We start from the raw sequence: 26,408 nt of genomic DNA on the forward strand, positions 1-26,408 counted from the left end.
ATAATTGTTAAATATGAAACTAAAATGCAACAAGTTTTTAGTACTAATAGTAGTACTAATTGCGCAGCTAACCTTCGCGCAAGAAAGAATTGTTTCAGGTACTGTAACGGATGAGTCAGGCCTGCCCCTACCTGGTGTAAGTGTCTTGTTAAAAGGAACAAGCACTGGAACACAAACCGATTTCGATGGTAAATATTCCATCAAAGCATCCCCAAGTCAAGTGCTAATATTTAGCTACATCGGCATGACATCACAACAAGTACAAGCAGCTTCTACAAATGTTAACGTGAAGTTAACAGGGACAGCCCAACAATTAGAAGGAGTAGTAGTAACAACTGCAATGGGTATTAAAAGAGAAAAGAAGTCTTTAGGATACGCTTCTCAACAAATTTCAGGCAAAGATATTAATGGTGGAGCGGGAAGCACAAACGTCTCCAATCTTTTAGCCGGTAAAGCCGCAGGGGTCGAAGTTCAAAGAAACACTAACTTTGGAGGATCGACAAACGTAGTAATTAGAGGAAACAAATCTCTTACAGGTAACAATCAGGCTCTTTGGGTAATTGACGGAGTGCCTATTGATAACTCAAATTCAAATGCATCTTCTCAACAAGTTGGTGGCGGCGGTTACGATTACGGTAACAACGCATCCGACATTAACCAAGAAGATATTGAAAGCATCAACATCCTTAAAGGAGCCGCTGCAACAGCATTATACGGATCAAGAGCTGCAAACGGTGTTGTTATGGTAACAACAAAAAAAGGAAAATCAGATAATAAAATCGGCTTTACTTTCTCAAGTGGTTTTACTAACGGAAGTGTAGACAAATCAACTTTCCCTGAATACCAAAACAGATACGGATCAGGATATGGTTTTGGAACTTCATTTTTAGGAACCGGAACACCAGATACTGTTGATACTTCAAACGATGCATCCGATGGAGATGCATTCAATAATCAATTGGTATATCAATGGGATGCCTTTACTCCTTTTTCTCCAAATTTTGGTAAAGCAACACCATGGGCAGCTGCCAAAAATGGACCAATAACATTTTTTAGAGATGCACAAACATTTGTAAATAGTGTCTCTCTTGAAAAGTCAACAGACAGATCAAGTTTATCTATGACTTATGTTAACACAAACCAAACTGGTATTTTACCAAACAGTGAATTGAAAAAAAACCAGATAAGTGCAAGATTTAGCCAAAAAGTAACAGATAAACTTACTGCTAATGCTTATGCTTCGGTTACATTACAAAGCACAATAGGTAGAAACTCTACCGGGTATAACGATAATATTTTAGGTAACTTCAGACAATGGTGGCAAACTAATACTGACGTTCAAGCTCAAAAAGATGTTTATTTTGCATCTGGCGGACAAAACATAACCTGGAACTGGGCCGACCCTACAGATCCATCAGGTTTAGTCCCTGCATACTGGGACAACCCATACTTTACTCGCTATCAAAATTATTCTTCAGACGATAGAACACGTTTATTCAGCTATGCATCTCTTAATTATGAAATCGCTCCATGGTTAAGTGCCCTTGGTCGAGTTTCGTTAGACACTTACAAACAACTTCAAGAAGAAAGAAGAGCAGTAGGATCTATCGCTTCAGGATTTGGACTTTCTCCTGTCGATGAATCATCAGGATACCAAAGAAATGACATCAATTTTCAAGAAATCAATTACGATTTCATGTTAAACTTCAACAAAAAATTCGGAGACGACATTAGCATCAATGGAGTTATAGGAACCAATATTAGAAGAAACAAAAGAGACAACGTGTTATCTTCAACTGTTGGAGGTTTAGTTGTACCAGGAATCTATGCATTATCTAATTCTCGTTTAGACCTGCCATTCCCTAAAGAAGCAAAAATATCATCAGGCGTTAATGGTATTTACGCACAAGGTTCTGTTGGGTATCTGGATACTTACTTCTTAGATGCCTCTATCAGAAGAGACGTTTCATCTACATTACCAGACGACAACAATTCATACGTTTATCCAGCCGTTTCGGGAACTTTCCTGTTTTCAAATGTAGTTAAAGCAACTTGGTTAAACCTGGGTAAATTCAGAATCAACTATGCTGAAGTAGGAAATGATGCTGATGCATTACAATTAAATAACACCTACACTAGGGTTTCAAACTTCCAAGGACAACCTCTTTATACGAATGCATTATTACTTCCATTCCGCAGTATCAACAAAAACCCAGAACTTAAACCAGAAAGAACAAAATCTTTTGAGGTTGGTTTAGAAACAAATATGTTTGACAGAAGATTAGGTTTTGATATTACTTATTACAAAACAAACTCTGTAGATCAAATCGTATCTGCTGCTGTTTCTTCAGCTTCTAGTTTTACTAACGGACTTGTTAACGGTGGAAATATTGAAAATAGAGGTCTGGAAATTCAATTATATGGAACTCCGATAAGAACAAAAGACTTTAGCTGGGAAATTATCGTAAACTGGTCAAACAATAAAAGTAAAGTTATTTCGTTACCAAATGGGTTAGACAATCTTCAACTAGGAGCTTTCCAAGGAGGAGTTACAGTAAACGCCGCTCCGGGTGAAGCTTATGGTGCACTTAAAGGAACAGACTACGTTTACACAAACGGGCAGCCAACTATTGATCAAGCTACTGGAAAATATATGATAACTACATCTTCAAGCAACACAATCGGAAATATTACTCCAGACTGGATTGGTGGTGTTAGAAACAAATTTAACTACAAAAATTTAAGCTTCGGCTTTTTAATTGATACACAAAAAGGGGGCGACATCTATTCATTAGATATGTATTATGGACTTGCTTCTGGATTATACAAAGAAACTGCTGTTGGTGATATTAGAGAAAATGGGGTTTTACATGAAGGTGTAGCGCCAAATGGATCTCCTAATACAGTAAGAACAAAAGGCGGAACAATTGCTACAAGTATGGGTTACCAAGCCGCTCCTAATAAAGCTTTTATATATGATGCCTCTTTTGTAAAATTAAGAGAAGTATCTATTACTTACAATTTCCCTAAAAAAATGTTCGAAAACACATTTATCAATGCTGCTTCGGTAAGTCTTTTAGGTTCAAATCTATGGATCATCAGTAAAAATCTACCTTATGCCGATCCAGAAAGTGGGTTGTCTTCTGGAAATAGCTCAAGAGGTTACTCTGTTGGATCGCTTCCAACAACCAGAGATATTGGATTTAACTTAACATTCAAATTTTAATACAACAGAAAATGAAAAAATTAATATATGCTTTAGGAATCATGATCTTAACAGTATCATGTGACGATAGTAGCCTAACAGACTTAAATGTAGATGTTAAAAACCCTTCTGTAGTTCCTGCAAATACTTTATTTACAAATGCAGAAAAAGGACTAACAGAACAACTTGTTAACACCAACGTAAACAGAAACATATTTAGACTGGTAAACCAACAATGGACAGAGACTACATATCTAGACGAATCTATTTATAACTGGGTTACTCGAAAAATATCTGACAATCACTGGGACAGATTTTATGCCGGAGCACTAGCTGATTTATCCCAAGCAAAAACTTTTTTAGAGAGAGAAGAAATTTTAGCTTCAGATCCAGAATTTGCCCAAAAAACTATTACCAAAAAGAATCAATTAATTCAAATTGATATTTTAATGGTTTTCTGTTATCAAATATTAGTTGATACTTTTGGAGATGTTCCTTATACAGAATCTTTAAAAGGATCTGCTGACTATCTTCCTAAATATGATAAAGCGATAGACATTTATAAAGACTTAATCGTACGTTTAGACAAAGACATTGCTAATCTAGACACTTCAAAACCAGGATTTGGAGATGCAGAAGTTATCTATAAAGACGATTTAGATGCTTGGATTAAATTTGCAAACAGCATTAAATTAAAATTAGGTGTTAACCTAAAAGCATCTGGCTTAGAAAGTACAATTGCAGATGCAGCGATTATTTCAGGAGCTGCTGGCGGGTTTACGTCTAATGCAGATAATGCAAAACTGCCTTATATGCTAAATCTTCCTAACACAAATCCACTTTATGTAGATATGGTGTTCTCAGGAAGAAATGACTTTGTTGTCGCAAAACCTTTTGTAGACGCATTAGTTACATTAAATGATCCGAGAAAAACTCCATATTTCAGACCTACTTATAAGGATACTGACCCAGTTACTGGAGATCTAATAACAATTACAGGTTATAGAGGAGGAATCGTGGGATCTAAAAACTCACAATCTAGATATACTCACGCAAGCGACAAAATTAAAGCTCCTGATTTTAGCGGTACTTTATTAGATTATGCCGAAGTAGAATTTTTACTTGCAGAAGCAACAGGAAGAGGAGTAGCTGTTGGAGGAACTATTGCTTCACATTATGAAGCAGCAATCCGCGCATCTATGGAAGACTGGGGAGTTTCAACAGCAGACGCTGATGCTTACTTAGCACAACCTGCCGTTGCATACGCCACAGCAACTGGTACTTGGCAGCAAAAAGTTGGAGAACAAGCATGGTATGCCTTATTCAATAGAGGTTTCGAAGGATGGACATCTACAAGAAGATTAAATTTCCCAGTTTTAACCCCTCCAGCAAACGGAGATGCTGCTGCTGGCGGAGAAGTTCCTTCCAGAATGGCATACCCAATTAGAGAGCAAACATTAAATGCGACAAATTATAATGCCGCAGCTGCCTCAATAGGAGGAGATAAACTAAACACAAAAATATTTTGGGATAAATAATTATTGTCTTATCTCAATATTAACAAAAACCACCTCAAAAAGAGGTGGTTTTTCTGTTTAAAAGTTACAGAAAAAACAATTATTCAATGCTTTTTCTTAAATTTAACATTTCCCTTAATAACAATATTTTTAATTATTATCAAATTCCGCCTTTCTTATTGCGAATATCAAAACTATAACTGTTTTTTAACGCTAAAAAAACAATATCTTATAGTAAAATCATAATTTAACGAAAAAAAAAGCATTTTATATTAGGTAGATTAACAAATTATTAAGATTTTTGTCGAACTAATTCAAAATATTTAAAAATGAAACTAAAGTTCAATGGATTCTTAGTGCTTTTATTAGTACTAGTTGCGCAATTATCTTTTGCGCAAGAAAGAGCTGTTTCTGGAACAGTTTCTGATAATGCAGGAATGCCTTTACCGGGTGTGAGTGTATTAGTTAAAGGAACAAAAACAGGAACACAAACTGACTTTGATGGTAAATTCTCTATCAAAGCATCTTCAAGCCAAGTTTTGGTATTTAGCTACATCGGGATGAAAACTCAAGAAGTAGCGGCAAGTTCTTCTACTGTAAATGTAAAATTATCAGATGCAGGAGCACAAGAACTTGAAGGCGTAGTTGTAACTGCTTTTGGTATTAAAAGAGAGAAAAAATCTCTTGGTTACGCGACGACTACTTTAAAAGCAGATGCACTTACAGCTGTAGTAAACACTAACCCTTTTGAAACATTATCAGGAAAAATCGCTGGGGTTGATATTACTGCACCTTCTCAACCAGGAGCTTCTACTAAAGTAATTATTCGTGGTTTAAACACTATTACAGGAAACACAGGACCTCTTTACGTAGTTGATGGATCTCCAATCAACAATACTGCATCAGGTACTGGTAATGATGGTGTTGGTACTTCTACAAGATCTTATGATGCTGGTAACGGTATTAGTGACCTTGACCCTAACAATATTGAGAGCATGACAGTACTTAAAGGAGCTGCTGCATCTGCATTATATGGTTCAAGAGCTGGGGGTGGTGTAATTATCATCACAACTAAAAAAGGAAAAGCAAATTCAGGAATCAAAGTTGATATGTTAGCATCAACTGAGTTTAGTGAAGTTGCAAGAGTTCCTCACTTACAAAATGAATTTGGACAAGGATGGAATGGTCTTGGATTTTCAGGAGCTAATTCTTACAGTAACGAAAATGGTTCTTGGGGACCTGCTTTCAACGGTGAAGTTAGACCTTGGGGAACTATATACAATAACAGTCAACAAATCAAACCTTATGTAGGATTAAAAAATAACGTAAGAGATTTTTACACGACTGGAACATTAGCTACACAATCTGTAACTTTAAGCGGTGGTGGAGACACTTCAGATTTCTCTTTAGTATTCTCTAACGTAAATAGTGATGGAGTTGTACCTACAGATGCTGATTTATACAAAAAACAATCTTTAGGATTCAATGGTGGTTTAAAATCAAACAAATTCACACTTAGAACATCTTTAAACTACATCTACAAAGATCAAAATGTTGTTAACACAGGACAAGGTGATGATGCTGGTCAAGGTTCAACATTACAACAAGAATTATTACAAATTCCTAGAGATATTAGTATCGTTGATTTAGCTGATTACAAAAACAATCCGTTTAATAATAATAGCTACTACTTTACTCCTTATGCTGGAAACCCATATTTTGCTATAAACGAAAACAGTACAAAAATTTACGGAAACAACCTTTTTGGAAACGTAAACTTAAGCTATAAAATTACTGATAAAATTACTGCTTCATGGCAAGTTGGTGGTAACGTAAGATCTGAAAGATACAAAAGTTACGGAGCTATTGTAGATTATGAGCCAGGAAGCCCACAAGATGGTAAAAAGAATAAAGTAGTTGGTGGAGTTACAGAAGGAAGATCAGAATACAGCGAATTTGATACATTCTTTAACTTAAACTACAATACAAACTTAAGTGAAGATTGGACATTAAACCTTTTAGGTGGTGTTAACTACAACAAAAGAGAGACTGACGAATTGTTTAACACAGTTACTGGTTTAGGAATTAAAAATTACTATGAGCTTTCTAACTCAGCTGCAAGACCGGTAATTACACAAAACAATTTAGTAAGAAAAACTGGCGCAGTTTATGCTTCTGCTGAATTTGCTTTCAAAAACAGATACTTTGCTACACTTACAGGAAGACAAGATATGACTTCTACTTTACCAATTGGTAATAATTCATATTTTTACCCTGCATTATCTCTTGGTGCAATTGTTATTGACAACGGTAGTACATTCTTAAAATTAAGAGGAGCTGCTTCTAAAATTGCAAACGATACAGAACCATATGCTACAGAAAATGCATACGTACCTGGATCTGCTGCAGCAAACTTTGGTGTTATCACTTCTCCAATTGGAGGTATCAGTTACTACGAAGCATCTGCTAGACTTGGAAACTCTCAATTAAAACCAGAAACTACAGTTGAATATGAAGTTGGAGCTGAAGGTTCATTCTTGAAAAATAGAATTAGCTATGATATTGCTTTATATCACAAAACAACTTCTGACTTAATTGTAAACTTACCTTTAGATCCATCAACAGGATTTACAAGTAAATACATCAACGCTGCTGAAATTGTAAACAAAGGTATCGAGTTGTCTCTTACTGGAAGCCCTATTAAGAACAAAGATTTTACTTGGAACATTACTTACACTTTCACTAAGAACTTAAACGAAGTTACAAAAACGGCTGACGGTTTTGAAAATATCGATTTAACAAATGGTTATGCTGTAACATATAGAGCAACTAAAGGACAACCAATTGGTACATATTATGCTTATGTTCCAAAAACAAATGATGCTGGACAAATTATTGTAAATCCAAACTCTGGAATGTACGAACTTAGCGACAACATTCAACGTGTTGGAAATTCACAACGTGATTTCGTAATGGGTTTACAAAATACATTTAAATACAAAAACTTTAACTTAGGATTTTCATTAGACTGGAAAGAAGGTGGAGAAATGTATTCTTATACTAAAAGACTTGCACATTTCGTAGGAAATGGTATTGAAACTACATATAACAACAGAAATACATTCATCGTACCAAACTCAGTTAATGCAGTTGTAGTAAATGGTGTAACAACTTATGTAGAAAATACAACTCCTGTTACTTTTGAAAACGTATCATCTTTCTATAACACTCAGGATAACCCTGCTTACGAAAACAACCACGTAATCGACAAAACTTTTGTTAGACTAAGAGAGGTTAACTTTAACTATGATTTCCCTTCTGCATTAAGCAAAAACATGGGATTAAACAAAATCACACTTGGAGTTTACGCAAGAAACCTTTTCATGTGGACACCTGGAGCAAACCCTTATGTTGACCCAGAGGTATCTACTTACGGAGCATCACGTTCGATTTCAGATTTTGGAGAATTCGGATCTAACCCTTCACAAAGATCAATTGGTGGAGTTTTAAAATTATCATTCTAAAATAAAATATAGAAAAATGAAAAAAATAGCAACATTAATAACCGCTCTTTTCTTATTAGTGTCATGTGACGAAACATTTGACATTAATAGAGACCCGGACTTTTTACCTCCGGGACAAGCTTACGCAACTATACTTCCTGCTGGTATCGCAGGGGTTGCAGGAGCCCAAGGATCTTACTATGCGATCATAGGAGGGTTTTGGTCACAATTTTGGACACAAAATACGACTTCAAACCAATACAAAGACGTAGACCAATACAGCATTGGAACAAATGATTATCAAACTGGATGGAGCGCTATGTACGATGCTTTAAACGATATTAAAAATATCAAAGCAAGAGCATTAGCTGAAGGTAATACAAAATATTTCTTAATTACTACAGTACTTGAAGTACAAGCTTCACAAGTACTTACAGATTTATATGATGATATTCCTTACGCTGAATCAAACAATCCATTAATATTACAGCCAAAATTCAATACAGGAAAAGAAGCTTATGACTTAATGATCGCTGATTTAAAATTTGCCTTATCACAAAACTTAAATGCATCAAAAGGAGACGTTCCGGCTAAAGATGATTTCATTTTTAATGGAGACATGACAAAATGGACAAAATATGCTAATACTTTATTATTAAAATTACACTTAAGATTAACTGAAGTAAACCCAACTCTTGCTGAATCTGGAGTTAGAGCTTTGATCAATTCTGGTGCTCAATTTTTGGATGTTGATGCTTCAATGCACAACTTCGAAGATGCAGATAGTAAAAGTAATCCTTTGTTTGAATCAGACAGAAGACAATTAAATACTACTTTAAACCTTAAAGCTAGTACAACAATGTACTCTTACTTAAGCCAAAAAGCTGACCCTCGTATCGCTAAATATTATGAAGATGGTGGAACTCCAGCAGGAAAAGCTAATAATCAAGGTGATTTCTTAAACAATGCTACTGGTCTTTCTACAGTAATCTTAGCTCCAATTACTCCTGTATATTTCATCAGCGCAGAAGAAAGCTATTTCTTACAAGCAGAAGCTCTTACAAGATATTATGGTGGTACTGGTGCTAAAGCCGCTTATGATCTAGGGGTTGCAGCGAATTTCAAAAAATACAACCTTAGTTCTACTTCTTTATTAGCGGCTGGAGGTGCATATGAATTCCCTTCTACAGGAACTACTGCTGCTCAAATCGAAGCTATCATTACTCAAAAATGGATCGCAAGTTTCCCTGGAAATGGTTACGAATCATTCATTGAGCAAAACAGAACTGGTTACCCAGTAGCATCTACTACTATTCCTCAAACAAGTGAATTGTACGTACCTGGACATTTTGCTGTATCTGTAAGAAGTGTAATTGGTAAAAACTTCCCAAAAAGAATTGTATTACCAAATCAAGTAAAATCAAGAAATCCAAATGCTCCAGCCTTAAAAGCAATAACTATTCCAGTATGGTGGGATGTTAACTAAAAAACTAACTGATGAAAAAAATATTTATACAATTAATGGTGTTTAGCGGTTTGCTACTTACATCATGCTCAACAGATACTGACCACGTTTCAAAAGTAACGAATTATGCTCTTATTACTGTTAAAGGTGATAACCCATACTTTTTACCACTTGGTCAAGCTTATACAGATCCAGGTGCTGTTTCTACAGAAGGTGGTGCTGTAATCCCAACCGCATCAGCTCTTACTGGAGGAAAATACAGAGGAGGTACAACTCTAGATGTTAACAAAATAGATGAGTATACTCAAAACTATAGCGCAGTAAATCAAGATGGTTTTAAAGCTACTAAAGCAAGAAAAATCATTGTTTACAAAACTGGAGATTTAGTAAACAGTATTGAAGGTGTTTACATTTCTACGGTAAAAAGAAACGGAGTTTTTATGAGTGCATCTCAAGGAAGTTCTCAAAACATGAAATATGTTTATATCTGGAAAAATGCTGACGGTACTTATGGTGTTTCTGATGCATTTGGAGGATGGTATGATCTTGGTAGAAGTATAGGAATTAATTCAGCTACTCTTGGAGGAACAATTGCTGGAAGTATTCCAACTAACACGTTTACTTTTCCAGGTAACCCATTATCAAACAAACAATTTGGAGGATCTGCTAATATCACAGGTTTAACTGTTGATCCTGCTACTAAAACACTTGTACTTACAACTGTTTGGGTTGCTGATCCAGCGACTACTTATACTTTTGTATCAACATTAAATCAAGTACAACTTTAAAATTATTAAAATGAAAAAATTAAAACAAAATATAACACGTATACTTGTGGCAGTACTTGTTGCAACTTCATTTGTATCTTGTGATGAAGTTGGAAATACTGATCCAGGAGGAACATCTGTTGAGTCAATGGCTGGAGATTGGTACATAACACTTACTGATACTGACGGACATACTGTAGTTTCTAATGCGTTACACTTTACTTATAACACAGCTGCAAACGACAATACTATGTGGATTGACGATGCTAAGCATGGTTATGCTATCAAATGTAAAGTAACTGTTGATACTAAAACTGGAACTTTTTCTGCAGTAAATGCACCTAATATCATTGATTCAGGTACAGTTACAATTACTGATGGTAAAATAGAAAAAGGAGCTGCTACTTCTAAAGGTGGCCACACAGTTGACAAAATATCTTTTAGAGCTCACTTTAGTTATGATGCTGCTGGTTACGACATCCTTTACGTAGGACACAAAAGAACTGGTTTCAAAGAAGACGAATACTAGAAATAAAATTCTTTTCGAATATTTTAAACCGCTCTGTTAATTCAGAGCGGTTTTTTTATATAAACATAATACCTATATTTGCTCCATGGAAAAAGAACATCAAATATTTGGCATTAGAGCCATTATAGAAGCAATACAAGCAGGCCAGGAAGTTGACAAAGTTTTTATACAAAAAGAAATTTCTGGTGAATTAATGAAAGATTTAATGAAGGTAATGAAACGTGCCAACATTAATTTCTCTTATGTTCCCGTTGAAAAACTGAACAGATTAACACCTAACAATCATCAGGGTGCAGTTGCTACAATTTCGCCAATTGGTTTTATTGATATCGAACATCTTGTAGAATCAACTATTGCTTCGGGTTCAAAACCATTATTTTTAATTCTAGATCAAATCTCTGATGCCAGAAATTTTGGCGCCATTATTAGAACAGCAGAATGTACCGGAGTTAACGGAATCATTGTTCAAAAAGCAGGCTCGGCACCGGTAAATGGCGATACAGTAAAAACATCAGCAGGAGCAGTTTTTAATGTTCCAATTTGTAAAGTAGAACACATTAAAGATGCCATATTTTATTTGCAGGGATCAGGAATCAAAACTGTAGCTGCTACTGAAAAAACAGATCAAAATATTTACGATCTATCACTAAATGAGCCTTTGGCCATTATAATGGGATCAGAAGATAGAGGAATAAATCCGTCTGTTCTTAAAATTGTAGATGAAAAAGCAAAATTACCAATGTTTGGTTCAATAGGATCACTTAACGTTTCTGTCGCTTGCGGCGCATTTTTATACGAAGCAGTTCGTCAAAGAAGTTAAAGCATACAAAATAGAATGACAACTTAATAATTATTAAATGTCTTCAAAATTTGCGTATAACATAGTCCGAAAAAAAAAGCTGTATCTCCTTGTAATTTTTCTAATTACAACCATCTGTTATGGGCAGACAACAAGGTACAACCAATATTGGGGTGAAATGCAGTTTAACAGAACCATAAACGAAAAATGGTCTGCAGAACTTGATTTAGCCAGCAGTTACAGCAGTACAGCATCATCTTCAAACATATTCGAAAATAACACGCAAAAATCATTTAGAGCATGGGGACATTATTATTTGTCTCCACGATGGAAATTATCTTCATTCATAGGTTATTTTAGCAATAAAGATGTTCCGGAAATTGGGCAATACGAATCTCCCGAATGGAGATTCGCTTTACAGGGAATTTATTACTTCAATAAAACGGGTTATACATTAAGTACCAGAATGCGAACGGAACTTCGTCATATGAAAAATGACGATGACACGTATGAAAACGTAATACGTTATCGGCAGCAAATAAAATATTTAAAACCTATCAATAGTAAATTTCTGCGCGGAGGTGTCGTTTACGCCATTGCCTCCGATGAAATTTTCCTCAAATCAGAAACGAAAGTTACGGGTCTTAGTTTTTTTGACAGAAACCGATTAAATGTTGGAGCTGGATACTTATTTACAGACGACATACAAGTCGAGGTTACTTACGCCAATGAGTATCTGCCTAGAGACGACAAAAATCAAATTGTAAATGCGGCATCGCTGACACTCACATTTAACAACCTTTTTAAAACTCTGAATAAAAAATTACTTCACAAAACAGAAGAAACACATGATGAGTAAATTACTGCTCCTCTTCTTTTAAAAAGCAAGCCAGTTGTTTTATAATAGCGCTTTTATGCAGCTTAAAATTGTAATCACGAACAAACTCCGTTCCTTTCATATTAATAGCAGCAACCAAGGCTTCAAATTTCGAAAAAGCTTTAATGTCTTTTTTATCTATTAAATACAAAACCTGCATAACCGAATCATTTTTTATATACTGCGTATCATAATGAACCAGTTTATAATCATTATTATCGGCCAGGCGAATAATTAAGTCATCAGTAATTTTTTTACCTTCTTTTTTTTCAGGAAATGGCGTTGGCTGTAAGGCTACATAATAATTCTCTTTATCGGTTACAATATTAATCTTCAAAGATTTTGTTTTTGTGGTATAGAAAACCGCAGGATCAAAATAATAAATCATCGATCCATCTGCAAGCATCTTATTTTTTATATCACATTGCGCGTAAGTTTTGGCATGACCTAAAATCAATAAAATCACAACCGTAAAAAGAAGTTTTCTCATAATATCAGCAAATGAAATTAAAATGATTCCTTAACAAAATTAAACAATTTAATCAAGAAGCATTTGCTTTTTATTCTTTATCAATTGATTCAGATTTAGTTACAATATAATTCACCACAATATTTGAATTAAAAAAAGAAGCTGGCTCCTCGCCTTCTTCCTCAACCACTTCTGTATTAACAAAATTTCCATCTTCATCAAAATGCTTCATAAATGGATCTTCTGCGGGATCAAAATCCGGTTTCTGCCAATCGTAAACTATCGGTTTTGCATATTCGGGAGTTTTGTAATATAACGAAAGTCCAAATCCTGTTATGAATCCGGCCAAGTGGCCTTCCCATGAAATGGCATTATCAACGTCCGGAAAAACATACCAGATCATACCGCCATAAAGCAATATTACAGACAAGGAAAGAGCAACTAAACGATAATATTTAGTTTGAATTCCTTTAAAGAAAATGAAACTTACCAAAACATAGATTAACCCACTGGCTCCAATATGAAAATTTTCACGACCAATAATCCAGGTTATTAATCCCGAAAACAAAATTCCATAACCAATAACAGCGACACATTGTTTTGGATAGAAATATTGCAAAGCGGCCAATAATACTAAAAGCGGAATAGAATTATTATATAAATGCTCTAAATTTTCATGAATAAAAGGACTAAAAAGAACACCCTGCAGACCAGAAAAATCTCTAGGATAAATTCCGTTTTGATAAAAATCAAAATCGAAGCGAATTTGAACCCAATAAATAATCCATAATAAAAGGACAGAAAGTAACGGAAGTCCGACAACGGAATTTGTGAATCTAAAGTGGTTATCATTCATAAATTTTAGTTCTAATTTTCAGACTTAAGACATCAAAAAACTATCCAAACGAAATTTACTGATAATTTGTCAGCTGCACACATTTATGTTAAATGTTTACAATTGAACAGGTATATCTTTTTCTAACCAATAAATTTAATTCTGAAAATAGTAATTTTACAAAATGGAAGCACCGTTAGCCGAGCGAATTCGCCCACAGAAACTAGAAGATTACATAAGTCAAAGTCATTTGGTTGGCCCAAATGGTTCTTTGACACAGCAAATTTCAAAAGGAATAATTCCTTCCTTAATTTTTTGGGGACCTCCGGGAACTGGAAAAACCACTTTGGCACAAATTATTGCTCAGGAATCGAAACGTCCGTTTTATGTTTTGAGTGCCATAAATTCTGGAGTTAAAGATATTAGGGATGTAATAGAAAAAGCGAAACAAAGCGGCGGCCTTTTTACAGCCAAAAATCCTATTTTGTTTATTGATGAGATTCATCGCTTTAGCAAGTCGCAGCAAGATTCACTTTTGGCAGCGGTAGAAAAAGGCTGGATAACACTTATTGGCGCCACAACCGAAAACCCGAGTTTTGAAGTAATTCCCGCATTATTATCGCGAAGTCAGGTCTATATACTAAATGCGTTTACAAAAGATGATTTAGAGGCTCTATTATATCGTGCGATGAAAATCGACACAGACCTTTCTTCAAAAAACATAATTCTAAAAGAAACCGAAGCATTATTACGACTTTCTGGCGGTGACGGAAGAAAGCTGCTCAACATATTCGAACTTGTTGTAAATGCTTCTCCAAGCAACGAAATTGTCATAACAAACGATCGTGTTTTTGAATTAGTACAGCAAAATACTGTTTTATATGATAAAACCGGAGAACAGCACTATGACATTGTTTCCGCTTTTATAAAATCGATAAGAGGAAGTGATCCAAATGGAGCCGTTTACTGGCTGGCAAGAATGATTGAAGGAGGCGAAGATGTAAAATTTATTGCCAGAAGAATGCTCATTTTATCGAGTGAAGATATTGGAAACGCAAATCCTACTGCATTTATCATGGCCAACAATACTTTTCAGGCCGTTTCTACAATTGGATATCCGGAAAGCCGTATTATACTAAGTCAATGCGCTATTTATTTGGCAACATCTCCAAAAAGCAATGCATCATATATGGCAATTGGAAACGCACAGCAATTGGTAAAACAAACCGGCGATTTGCCCGTGCCAATTCATTTAAGAAATGCTCCAACAAAACTAATGAAAGAATTAGGTTATGGCGAAGATTACAAATATTCGCATGACTATGCCAATAATTTTGCCGAACAAGAGTTTTTACCCGACGCTATAAAAGAAACGGTTCTTTACAATCCAGGAAGCAATTCTAGAGAGAACAGCAACCGTGAATTTTTAAAGAACCGTTGGAAAGATAAATATGGATATTAATCCATACTTTATTTTAGAATTTTACAGAAATCTTTTCTGAAACTAATTTGTCGTTTTGGTAATATTCATAATACCAGCCATTATCTTTTGCATTTAAAGAACCTTGTACTCCATCTTTAATAGCGATAAAAGAATCCGGGCGTGATGTTTTAAGTAACTTCATCACAACTTTTGGTGTTTTATCAATTAATTGATAACCGTTTTCTGTTGGCTGTGCATACAATAAATTAGGATCTGATACATCTGCCGCAGGCACTGCAGAAACTAAATTTGTAGAGACAACTGCTGCAGCTGCTGCCGTAGTTGGAACTTGTTTAGAAGATATCGTTTTTCCGTTATAAGCATAATGCTGAGCAATAACAGATACAAAAGCATTATCAAGACTTTCTTTATACGCTACTTCATAATCTTTTTCTCTGCTTTTTCCTGTTTCAGAAGTATAAATTACTTTTCCGTAGCAATCTTTAAATTCAACAAAAAGCTTAGTAACTAAAAAAGCATTGTCTCTTTTAACATCAATATAAAGTAACTCACATCTGTCACCTAAACCTGATGGTATTTCTTCATTAGCATAATAAGCTTTAAAACCAGCTTTAAGTAAATTAGATTTAGTAACGGTAGCCATTCTGTACTGGTTATCCGTTTTCATAAACTCGTACTTTAATGGTATAATTACAGCTTTATAGTCATTAATAGATTGCGAAAATCCAAGGACTGAACAAAGTAGTAAAGCAAATAAAACTTTTAGTTTCATAATTATAAATATTTTTTAAGTTCTAATAAATGATTAATTTGTTTATAGTTTTTAGGAGCTTCGATGTTTCTTACATTAAAAAAAATAGCATCTAACCCCGCATTTAATGCTCCGTTTACATCGGCATCAAGATCATCTCCAATCATGATACTATTCTCTTTTGATGCCTGAGCCAGATTAACAGCATAATCAAAGATAATACTATTTGGCTTTTTGACACCAGCTAATTCAGAATTTGTAATGGTTGTAAAATAATTTCCAAGCGCCGCATTGTTAATTTTCTTGTCCTGAACATTGGCAAAACCATTGGTAATGATATGAAGTTTATACTTTGGTTTTAAATATTCCAGAACTTCAATTGCACCATCAAAAAGGTAATTATTGTCTGTTAAAAATTCAATGTAATCGCTGGCAATCTGATTGATATTTTCATCAGACATAGAATAATTTAAAGCATCAAAAGAAAGCTTTAACCTATTGTAACGTAATTCCTGATGCGTAATTTGATCATTTTGATATAATCTCCAGCATTCCTGATTTATTGGAATGTATTTTTCGATAAAATCCTCGATTTTAATTTCTCCAAAATTATTCTTAAAAATACGATCAAAAGCCATTTGCGAGTTTTTATCAAAGTCCCACAATGTATGATCTAAATCAAAAAAAATGTCTGTAATGTTGGTATTCATAAATTAAAAAATTCCTTCATCTACAAAACTATAATATTTTGTCTCAGTAATGATTATATGATCTAAAACTTTAACATCTAAGCTGTCTCCTGCCAATTTTATTTTTTTTGTAATTTGCTTGTCGGCCTCACTTGGAATTAACGAACCCGAAGGGTGATTGTGACACAAAATCAAGCTTGTAGCTTTAGTTTCAAATGCATAATGAAAAACCAAACGCGTATCAACAACAGTTGCTGTTATTCCTCCTTTACTTAATTGTACTTTAGAAATTATCTTATTAGAATTATTAAGAAAAAGCACCCAAAATTCCTCGTGCGCCAGTTCACCGATAATGGGCTGCATGATTTCAAAAACTACTTTACTAGATGTTACCTTGTTTTTGAACTGCAATGCATCCAAGCTTCTTTGTCTCCGACCTAATTCTATAGCAGAAACAATTGAAATTGCTTTAGCTTCCCCTATTCCTTTAAAACTCATTAGCTTTGAAATAGATATTTTCCCTAAAGAATTTAGATTACCTACGCTGGCTAAAATACGCTTACTTAAATCAACAGCAGATTCATTTCGATTACCCGAACCAATTAAAATGGCAATTAATTCGGCATCGCTTAAAGCATCAATCCCTTTTAGCATTAATTTTTCTCGAGGACGATCGTCTTCTGACCAGTCTGAAATTGGTAAATTATTTGAATTCATATAAAGCAGTATCTTTTCATTTATCCGAAAAAATTAAATCAGCTATTTTTCGAAAGGCGAAGATATTAAAAAAAGAAGAAAAATCTTTCAAATAATAAATATTGATTTTTTAAAATGATTCCAAAAAAAAGCCAGCTGTAAAAAAGCCGGCTAATTATCTAATTTTCAAATTGACTAATTTCCTAATTAATCAAACCTTTTACTTCATCAAAATTTAAACCTCCATAATTTCCTGAACTCATTAATAAAAGTGCAGAATTATCAAGATTTAAGTTGAATAAATATTCTTTAAATTCAGCAGGATTGGTATAAATAATTAAATCTTTTCTATTAAATGCAGTCGCAATTTGCTCATAAGTAACCTCTTCAAGCTGTTTAATTTTTACAGCATCAGGAGAATAGAAAACAACAGCAACATCAGCATATTCTAATGCACCTTCATATTCTTTCAAAAATGCAGCATTTAAACTGCTGTACGTATGCAATTCTAGACAAGCAACCAAAGTTCTGTTTGGATATTGTTCTTTTACCGCTTTTGTAGTTGCAGCCACTTTACTTGGCGAATGGGCAAAATCTTTATAAGCAACTTTTCCTTTTCCTTCGGCGATTTTCTCCAAACGTTTAGAAGCTCCTTTAAAACTTGCAATCGCTTCGTAGAAATCAGCTTCATCAACACCCATATTTTGGCAGATCCATTTTGCTCCGGCCAAATTATTTAAGTTATGCGCTCCAAAAACTTCAATTGGCATATCGCCTTCCGGCGTTTTCAAAAGTGTTACACCATCAGCAACAGAATATTCAGGAGTATGATAAGGCAATTTACGAATTGGATTCGTTGCTGCTTCAGAAACGCGTTTTACCTCTGGATCGTTTTCATTGTAAACTAAAATACCTCCATTTGTAATTTTCGAAATAAAAATCTCAAACTGCTCTACATAGTTTTCATACGTTGGAAAAACATTAATATGATCCCAGGCAATTCCGGAAATCAAAGCAATATTAGGCTGATACAAATGAAATTTCGGACGGCGGTCTATTGGTGATGATAAATATTCATCACCTTCTAAAACCATAAAGTCGTTTTCTTCTGTTAAATGCACCATCGTGTCAAAACCTTCTAATTGTGCACCTACCATATAATCTACTTCAATGTTATGATAATGCATTACGTGCAAAATCATCGAAGTAATGGTTGTTTTTCCGTGAGAACCACCAATAACAACACGAGTTTTATTCTTGGATTGTTCGTATAAAAACTCTGGATACGAATAAATTTTAAGCCCTAATTCCTGAGCTTTTAATAATTCCGGATTATCTGCTTTAGCATGCATTCCTAAAATGATAGCATCAATATCAGACGTTATTTTCTCCGGAAACCAACCCATTTCAGCAGGAAGAATTCCTTTTTTTTCTAATCTGGATTTTGAAGGCTCAAAAATAGCATCATCACTTCCTGTAACCTGATATCCTTTATTATGTAATGCTAATGCAAGATTGTGCATCGCGCTCCCGCCAATGGCGATGAAATGTGTTTTCATTATAAATTCCAATTTTTTAAATTCCAAATTCCAATCTTAAAATTAAAATTTGGTTATGAGATTTGATTATTGTGCGTCAAATTTTCTTTTTAAATCCTGTGCCTTTTTAGGGTCTTTTAATTTATTCAAATATAAATTATATAATTTTTGAAATGTAACTTTTGATTTACCAATTTCATTTGCCTTTATATAATTTTTTTCTGCCGATGTGTATCTTTTGAAATAATCGTCAATTCTTCCTCTTGACAAATAGCCGTCAACAGGAGAAAATTGTGCCAGTTCGTTTGAATATGAAATGGCTTTTGACTCACTCCCACCTAAAATTCCGGGTAATTGCAAATATATTTCGATCAATGCCCATCTCGCTTGAACATGTTTTGGATTCAGGACAATTGCTTTTTCAAAAGCTTCTTTCATGTCATCAACCATCGTAAAAGCTTTTATTTTATTCACTTCCATAGCTCTCATCGCCAAACAGCCTCCATATTTAAAAAAATAATCGGCTTCGGTAGGTTTCAATTCCTTAAGCTTTTTGAAATATGCAGCCCCTTTTACCCATGATTTTTGATGCGCTTCTATCTCCCCCAAATAATCGAGTGTCTTTATATCTAAAGGTTTTGTTTTCAGAATTCCTTCAAAAACAATTTGCGCTTCGTCATATTTTTTTGCCTGAAATAACTTTTCTCCTTTTTCAAAATTCAATTGTGTCCATCCTAAAATGGGCATTAATAAAAAAAAGAAAAGCTGTTTTTTCATGTTTCAAAAATAAGGAAATATAGAATGCTTAATTTGCTTTTGGAGATAAATTAGTAATTTGTACAAAAATTATTTTTCGTTCATCCCAACCATTTTATATAAAAAGGTCTCTATATACTAAAAAACTACTTTATGAAAAATATGATATTTCTGTTTACCTTGATTTCTTCTGCACTATTTGCCCAGCAAAATGACAAAAAATGGGGAAAAGTTATTGCATTTGAAAATGAGGGAAAAATTAAATCGGCAAATGAATTAGTTGCAAAGATTTACAAAAAAGCAACAGCAAAAAAGGATGAAGTTCAAATGATAAAATGCTTTTTTTATCAAGCCAAATATTTACAGGTTGTAGATGAAAATGCAAAAACCAAAATTCTGGACAATCTTAAAACCGATATCAATCGTGTTTCGATTCCGTCAAAAGCCATACTGACATTGATTTACGCAAAATGTTTAAATCATTATTCAAATTATGATCAATATGCAGTTGTAGTAGACAGCGCTGCAGCCGTTGTTGATGACGAAGCATCTTTAATTGACCAAGCCGCATCAACAATTGATACATCGGCGGTGGATGGAATAGCCCATGATGATTCTTCCATATATTTAACATCCGAAAAAAATATTATAGCCCTTTATAATAAAACTTTAGAAAACGAAACCATTCTAAAAAACACACCTTTAAATAATTATGCTGCAATTTTTGAGTTCAGTACAGATAAATTCAAAACTTCAAGCCTGTATGATTATTTATTAGATGAAAATATACGTTTTTATCAAGAAAAAATCGAAAGCTGGAAAATTACCTATTCAGACTTTTTAGTTCATCAAGATAAATTATTAGGCAGCTCTGACGCTTTTTCAGCCCTAAATCTTGATTTTATAAAAGACGAGTATTTAAAGAAAACGCTGGAGTTATACCAGAAAAAAGAAAAAGACAATCCATCATTAGAAAATCAATTTGAGCGTGTAAAATTCTGCAATAACTTATTAATTCATTCTGATGAAGCCTTTAGTCAATATTTAGACCAAACCGAAAAAACAGCTAAAAATGAAGATCTTCTGCAAAAAATAAAACTCGAAAAAGTAGAACTTTTAGCAAATAAAGCCTCGAAAGAATTGTACCCAAACAATAATATCGAAGCGCTCAAAATACTGGATGAGATTATTCAAATCAATAAAAAAACCAATACTGCCAATTTAGCTTTATACAGAAAAAGAGAGCTTACTGCAAAATCAGTTTCCATTCAACTTGAAAAATATATTTACGACAATGAAAACACGAGAGCTCTTATAAGCTATAAAAACCTGAATGGTTTAAAGGTTTCTTATTACAAAATCAATTTATCTCAAGTAAAAAAATTGCAGAACCAATCTGAGATTGTAAGAGACAGCTTGTATAATTCAACAATAAAAAACCAAAGCCCTGTAATTTCAGAGAATTATGATCTAAAAAACAAGAACGATTATTTTGAATACAATACCGAAGTGCTGCTTCCGAAATTAACTATCGGAAATTATTTGGTTTATTTTGAAAGTGATTCTGATGTTAAAAACCAGAAAGCGTATGCGTATGAAGTTATTACAGTTTCGAATATTTCTGTTCTGGCAACGAGACAAGATAAAATTGAAAATTATCAGGTTTTAGACAGAAAAACAGGAAAACCTCTAGAAAATGTAACCGTAAAATCTTCAGCTTCAACTGCCAAAACGGACTCAAAAGGAATCGCAATATTAAAGCTGAAAGACCAAAGTTACAATTACGAACCCGTTGAATTTTCGATAGGAAATGACAGTATTTTAATTCACAAAAACTATCTCAGATATGTTTCTGATTATACCTTGTCTGAAAATGAAAAACCAAATGCCAAAGTCGAATTTTATTTAGACAGAGCCATTTACAGACCAGGACAAACTGTATATTTTAAAGGTATTGCTTTTCAAAAAAGCAAAAACAAAACAGCTGTTGTACCTAATACACCTTTTAAGATTGTGGTAAACGATGTTAATTATCAAAAAATAAAGGAGTTTGAATTAACAACCAATGAGTTTGGTTCATTTTCGGGTGAATTTATTCTGCCTAAAAATGGTTTGACAGGTAATTTTCATATCGGTGTACAAAGACCCGATGATTATACAAAAAAGGAAACAGCAGTTACATTTTGGAATAATGTTAATTTTAATAATTCGGCGATTTATTTTAGTGTCGAAGAATACAAACGTCCAAAATTTGAAGTTACTTTCGATGCCAAAAAAGAAAGCTTTAAACTTAACGAATCGGTTAAAGTAAAAGGAACAGCAACTGCTTTTGCAGGAAGCAGTATTTCTGACGCGGTTGTTAAATACAGCGTAAACCGATATACAACCTACTTCAGAAATTATTACGGACGCGAAGAAAATGAAACTTTAGCTGTTGGCGAAACAAAAACCGATGCTTCAGGAAAATTCATAATCGACTTTACAGCCTTACCTTCAAATAATAATTCGAAGGAACAAAGACCTGTTTTCAATTATGAAATTAATGCTTCAATTACAGATATAAACGGCGAAACCCATTCGGCAGTGACAACCATAAAAGTGGGTTACCATGATTTAATTATTGACGCTTTTGTTCCAAATACTATCGAAACAAAAGAAAAAAACGAAATCATTTTAAACAGTACCAACTTAAATGGAGAATTTCTGGCTGCCAAAGGCGAAATCAAATTGTATTTTGTGAGTCCGTTTTCGGATAAATTCAAACCAAGAATCTTTAACAGACCAGAAATTGAAACTATTTCGGCTAAAGAATTTGAGGCTTTATTTCCGTATGAAATTAACGAAAATCCATTTGCAGAGAAAGCTCCGGAAGTTCTATTGTTTTCGAAGAAAGTAGATACCCGAAAAGACAAAAAAATTATTCTTGATTTCATTTCAAATTATAAATCCGGAAATTATAAAATTGTATTTACTGCCAAAGACAGTTTCGAAAATGCAATTGAAACCACAACAAACTTCAAAATCAAACAAAGCAAAGATAAATTTCACTCAGATCGTTTGTTCTCAGCAGAGCAAATAAATACTGATCCCAAAAAAGATGGTTTTGTACTTGTAAAATTGTCTTCGGTAATTCCTGAGCTTTATATTACTGCAAATGGAAATTATCAAAATAAAGTCTATTTTGAAGATACTTTTCATTTACAAAATCATGAAACTACAATTAAAATTCCGCTTAAAAACGAATTTGAAAAACAGATAAAAATAGGATTTGAAAGTATTTTCGACAATGCAAATTTTAATGACGCCATAACAATAGACCTTAAAACCCAAGAACAAAAACTAGAATGGATAGTTGAAACTTTTAGAAATAAAATACAACCCGGAAGTGCCGAAAACTGGTCATTTAAATTAAATGGTGTAAATGCAAAAATTGAAGCCGAGGTTTTAGCTTCCATGTACGACAGCTCATTAGATCAATTTACTAAAAAAGACTGGAATCTTTTAAAACTTGATCCATACTATTATAACCCGGTTAATACAAGATCTGTATTAGGTTTTGATATCACCTATTTATCATTAGAAAACTTAAACGAGAAATTCCCTCAAGTTAATTTTCATTTTGATGAAATAAAACTAAACTGGTTTGGCTTTGATTTTTACAACAGTCGATATGGTACTGCAGGTATTATCGTTTCTGACCTTAAAGATAAAAAAGTTGGAGTTGAAGTACTTGCAGAATCAACTGATTCTCTTCGCATGGTAAGTGCTCTTGCTGCACCTGCTGTTATGAACGAAGAAAGTAATTTTGCAGGAGGAACTCTTAAAGCAAATAAAACTGTTCCTGTCACTCGAATAAGAGGAAATGGTAATATCGCAGGAAAAGAACCTATGTATATTGTTGATGGCGAAATTACAACCAACATTAAAGATATCGACCCAAAAGATATTCTTTCAATGGAAACATTAGATCCTGAAAAAGCAACAGCTCTTTACGGAAGCAAAGCTGCAAACGGAGTAATTATCGTTACAACCAAAAAAGCACTGGCAGAATTATCTCAGGTAAAAGCCAGAAAAAATTTATCTGAAACTGCTTTCTTTTTCCCTAATCTAAAAACCGATTCGAAAGGAAAAGTAAGTTTTAACTTTACTTCTCCAGAAGCATTAACGTCTTGGAAACTTCGTTTATTGGCACATAATAAAGATGCTGTTTCCGGTTATTTAGAGAAAAACATTATTACTCAAAAGGAATTAATGGTGACGCCTAATTTCCCTCGCTTCTTTAGAGAAAAGGATGAAATTGTGATCAATGCAAAAATTTCGAATATGACGGATCAGGCCAAAACAGGAATTGCTTCTTTACAGTTTTTTGATGCAGTAACTATGGAGCCAATTGATGCTAAAATGTTAAACACTAAAAATATTCGAAATTTCACCATTCCGTCTCGTGGCAATACTTCTGTAAACTGGACAATTTCTATTCCTGAAGGTCTGCAAGGTGTTCAATATAAAATTGTGGCCAAATCAGGCAGTTTTTCTGACGGAGAAGAAAACATTCTTCCCGTTCTGACCAACAACATGCTTGTAACAGAAAGTATCCCAATTTGGGTTCGTGAGAATTCTAAAAAAGAATACACGTTTGAAAATTTAAAAAACAATACTTCATCAACCTTAAAAAATCATCAATTTACGTTTGAATACACTTCAAACCCAACCTGGCTTGCCATTGAGTCTTTACCCTATTTAATGAAATACGAACACGAATGTGCCGAGCAGACTTTTGCACGTTTTTATGCTAATGCCTTGGCTTCGGAAATCATTTCAAATAATCCGAAGATTGAAGCCGTTTTTGAAAATTGGAGAAAGAACGGAAAACCAATTTCTAAATTAGAAGAAAACGAAGAATTAAAATCCATCATTCTAGCCGAAACGCCTTGGTTGAATGATGCTCAATCCGAAGACCAAAAGAAAAAGAATCTGGCGCTGTTATTTGATTTGGATAAAATGAAAACTTCGCAGGACGCTGCTTTCGAAAAGTTAAAACAAAAACAAAATGCTTCAGGAGGATTCTCGTGGTTTGAAGGCGGTTATGAAAGCGAATATATTACCAGACATATTCTGGCAGGTTTGGGTCATTTATCAAAACTGACTAAAACTAACGATATCAACAAAATAGACCAAATCGCAAAAACAGGAATTCCGTTTTTAGATACTAAATTTTTAGAATACTATAAAAGCAAAAACAAAGGTCTAAAACCTGCGGAGAAATTAATCTGGATCAATCCGTATTCTGAACTTCATTATTTGTATACCAGAAGTTTTTATGTGGAGAAATATCCCCTTTCAGATACTTTGAAAAAAGCAACAAAACTGTATCTGGAAACAGCTAAAAAAGATTGGTTAAACTATTCTATTTACGAAAAAGGATTAGCTGCTTTAACTTTAAATCGTTTTGGAGAAAAAGAAACGGCTAAAAAAATCATAGAAAGCCTTAAAGAAACAGCATCAAACAATGAAGATTTAGGAATGTACTGGATCGCCAATAAAGCAGGCTGGTATTGGTATCAGGCGCCAATAGAAACTCAGACTTTATTAATTGAGGCTTTCGCCGAAGTGAGCAGCGATACCAAATCTGTTGATGCGATGAAAGTCTGGCTGTTAAAAAACAAGCAAACCAAAAATTGGCCAACTACAAAATCTACTACCGAAGCCGTTTATGCTTTACTTATGCAAGGCACAAGCTGGCTTTCTGTAAAAGATAATACCGTTATAAAATTAGGAGATGAAAAAATCATAACTAAAAAGCTGGCAGAAAATGAAAAAGAAGCCGAAACGGGTTACATCAAACTAAACTGGAAAGCGGATGAAATTAAAAAAGAAATGGCTTCGATAAGCATTCAAAATAAATCTAACGTTCCTGGTTTTGGCGGCGCTTACTGGCAGTATTTTGAAGACTTGGATAAAATCAAAAACAATTCGGGATCTGTTCTATCGGTTTCAAAAGAATTATATCTAAAGAAAAACACCTTAAAAGGAGATCAATTAGAAAAGATCACTTCTAAAAATGCTTTAAAAACCGGAGATTTAGTTACCGTTCGATTAATCATTACTGCAAAAGAAGACACAGAATACATTCATTTAAAAGATATGCGCGCTTCTTGTTTTGAACCTGTAAATGTACTTTCGGAATATCAGTACAAAGGGCGTTTGGGTTATTATATGAGTACGAAAGATGCTGCGACACATTTCTTCTTTGACCAAATCAATAAAGGAACTTATGTTATTGAATATGATATAAGAGTAAACAACAGCGGAGAATTCTCAAACGGAATTACCACAATTCAAAGTATGTATGCACCGGAGTTTGCAAGTCATACTAAAGGAATTCGAGTGAAAGTTCAATAGTAAATTCCAAAAAAAAATGTAATCTATGTTTTGTCAGGCTGAGCGAAGTCGAAGCCACGCATCGAAGGGCTTCGACTTCGCTCAGCCTGACATCTCTTTCAAAATTAAAGACAATAAAAAACCCGACAGATTTTAAATCTGTCGGGTTTACTTTTATAATAAAATG

17 protein-coding genes are annotated in these 26,408 nt (G+C 34.0%); 10 read left to right on the top strand and 7 right to left on the bottom strand.

The features are described from left to right. Positions 1 to 13: 13 nt before the first annotated feature. The 8 genes from AC1RRQ_RS20465 to AC1RRQ_RS20500 all read left to right on the top strand — a co-directional run bounded on the left by AC1RRQ_RS20465 (position 14) and on the right by AC1RRQ_RS20500 (position 12,644). On the top strand, positions 14 to 3,226 hold the full coding sequence (locus AC1RRQ_RS20465; RefSeq protein WP_493024824.1) for a SusC/RagA family TonB-linked outer membrane protein: 3,213 nt from the start codon (positions 14 to 16) through the stop codon (positions 3,224 to 3,226). An 11-nt stretch (positions 3,227 to 3,237) separates the two neighbouring features. After that, the gene (locus AC1RRQ_RS20470; protein WP_493024825.1) at positions 3,238 to 4,743 is read left to right on the top strand and encodes a SusD/RagB family nutrient-binding outer membrane lipoprotein; all 1,506 of its coding nucleotides are present in this window, start codon (positions 3,238 to 3,240) and stop codon (positions 4,741 to 4,743) included. 308 nt (positions 4,744 to 5,051) lie between these two features. Then, a complete protein-coding gene (locus tag AC1RRQ_RS20475; RefSeq protein ID WP_493024826.1) occupies positions 5,052 to 8,246 on the top strand; it encodes a SusC/RagA family TonB-linked outer membrane protein in 3,195 nt (1,064 codons plus the stop codon). Positions 8,247 to 8,262: 16 nt separating this feature from the next. Further along, a complete protein-coding gene (locus tag AC1RRQ_RS20480) occupies positions 8,263 to 9,711 on the top strand; it encodes a SusD/RagB family nutrient-binding outer membrane lipoprotein (protein ID WP_493024827.1) in 1,449 nt (482 codons plus the stop codon). 11 nt (positions 9,712 to 9,722) lie between these two features. Next, positions 9,723 to 10,478: a BT_2262 family domain-containing protein gene (locus AC1RRQ_RS20485; RefSeq protein WP_493024828.1), complete on the top strand. Its 756-nt coding sequence runs from the start codon at positions 9,723 to 9,725 to the stop codon at positions 10,476 to 10,478. A gap of 10 nt (positions 10,479 to 10,488) precedes the next feature. Then, positions 10,489 to 10,986, top strand: coding sequence for a lipid-binding protein (locus AC1RRQ_RS20490; protein ID WP_493024829.1), 498 nt, complete (start codon positions 10,489 to 10,491; stop codon positions 10,984 to 10,986). Between the two features lie 85 nt (positions 10,987 to 11,071). Beyond that, positions 11,072 to 11,806, top strand: coding sequence for a 23S rRNA (guanosine(2251)-2'-O)-methyltransferase RlmB (gene rlmB / locus AC1RRQ_RS20495; protein ID WP_012022498.1), 735 nt, complete (start codon positions 11,072 to 11,074; stop codon positions 11,804 to 11,806). Positions 11,807 to 11,843: 37 nt separating this feature from the next. Further along, positions 11,844 to 12,644, top strand: a complete 801-nt coding sequence (locus tag AC1RRQ_RS20500; RefSeq protein WP_493024830.1) for a DUF2490 domain-containing protein — start codon at positions 11,844 to 11,846, stop codon at positions 12,642 to 12,644. 1 nt (position 12,645) lies between these two features. Here AC1RRQ_RS20500 and AC1RRQ_RS20505 read toward each other — a convergent pair whose 3' ends face one another. Both AC1RRQ_RS20505 and AC1RRQ_RS20510 read right to left on the bottom strand, forming a co-directional pair. Then, a complete protein-coding gene (locus AC1RRQ_RS20505) occupies positions 12,646 to 13,152 on the bottom strand; it encodes a hypothetical protein (RefSeq protein WP_493024831.1) in 507 nt (168 codons plus the stop codon). 70 nt (positions 13,153 to 13,222) lie between these two features. Further along, positions 13,223 to 13,987 (bottom strand): rhomboid family intramembrane serine protease, encoded by a 765-nt coding sequence (locus tag AC1RRQ_RS20510; protein WP_493024832.1) that lies wholly within the window; start codon positions 13,985 to 13,987, stop codon positions 13,223 to 13,225. Between the two features lie 163 nt (positions 13,988 to 14,150). Between AC1RRQ_RS20510 and AC1RRQ_RS20515 the strand changes: the two genes are divergently transcribed. After that, a complete protein-coding gene (locus tag AC1RRQ_RS20515; protein ID WP_493024833.1) occupies positions 14,151 to 15,428 on the top strand; it encodes a replication-associated recombination protein A in 1,278 nt (425 codons plus the stop codon). A 13-nt stretch (positions 15,429 to 15,441) separates the two neighbouring features. On the opposite strand, the gene AC1RRQ_RS20520 is transcribed toward AC1RRQ_RS20515, so the two are convergent. From AC1RRQ_RS20520 to AC1RRQ_RS20540, 5 genes are all read right to left on the bottom strand, one after another. Further along, the gene (locus AC1RRQ_RS20520) at positions 15,442 to 16,182 is read right to left on the bottom strand and encodes a hypothetical protein (RefSeq protein ID WP_493024834.1); all 741 of its coding nucleotides are present in this window, start codon (positions 16,180 to 16,182) and stop codon (positions 15,442 to 15,444) included. 2 nt (positions 16,183 to 16,184) lie between these two features. Further along, the gene (locus AC1RRQ_RS20525; protein ID WP_493024835.1) at positions 16,185 to 16,871 is read right to left on the bottom strand and encodes a YjjG family noncanonical pyrimidine nucleotidase; all 687 of its coding nucleotides are present in this window, start codon (positions 16,869 to 16,871) and stop codon (positions 16,185 to 16,187) included. A gap of 3 nt (positions 16,872 to 16,874) precedes the next feature. Further along, positions 16,875 to 17,567 (bottom strand): RadC family protein, encoded by a 693-nt coding sequence (gene radC / locus AC1RRQ_RS20530; protein WP_493024836.1) that lies wholly within the window; start codon positions 17,565 to 17,567, stop codon positions 16,875 to 16,877. A gap of 182 nt (positions 17,568 to 17,749) precedes the next feature. Further along, complete coding sequence (locus AC1RRQ_RS20535) at positions 17,750 to 19,105, bottom strand: UDP-N-acetylmuramate--L-alanine ligase (protein ID WP_493024837.1); 1,356 nt, start codon at positions 19,103 to 19,105, stop codon at positions 17,750 to 17,752. 66 nt (positions 19,106 to 19,171) lie between these two features. Then, positions 19,172 to 19,861, bottom strand: coding sequence for a tetratricopeptide repeat protein (locus AC1RRQ_RS20540; RefSeq protein WP_493024838.1), 690 nt, complete (start codon positions 19,859 to 19,861; stop codon positions 19,172 to 19,174). Positions 19,862 to 19,993: 132 nt separating this feature from the next. On the opposite strand from AC1RRQ_RS20540, the gene AC1RRQ_RS20545 reads away from it, so the two are divergent. Beyond that, positions 19,994 to 26,242 carry an alpha-2-macroglobulin family protein gene (locus AC1RRQ_RS20545; protein ID WP_493024839.1) on the top strand — a complete coding sequence of 2,083 codons (6,249 nt, stop codon included), beginning with the start codon at positions 19,994 to 19,996 and terminating at the stop codon, positions 26,240 to 26,242. Positions 26,243 to 26,408: the final 166 nt, after the last annotated feature.

It is taken from the genome of Flavobacterium sp. GW821-FHT12A05 (assembly GCF_058807735.1).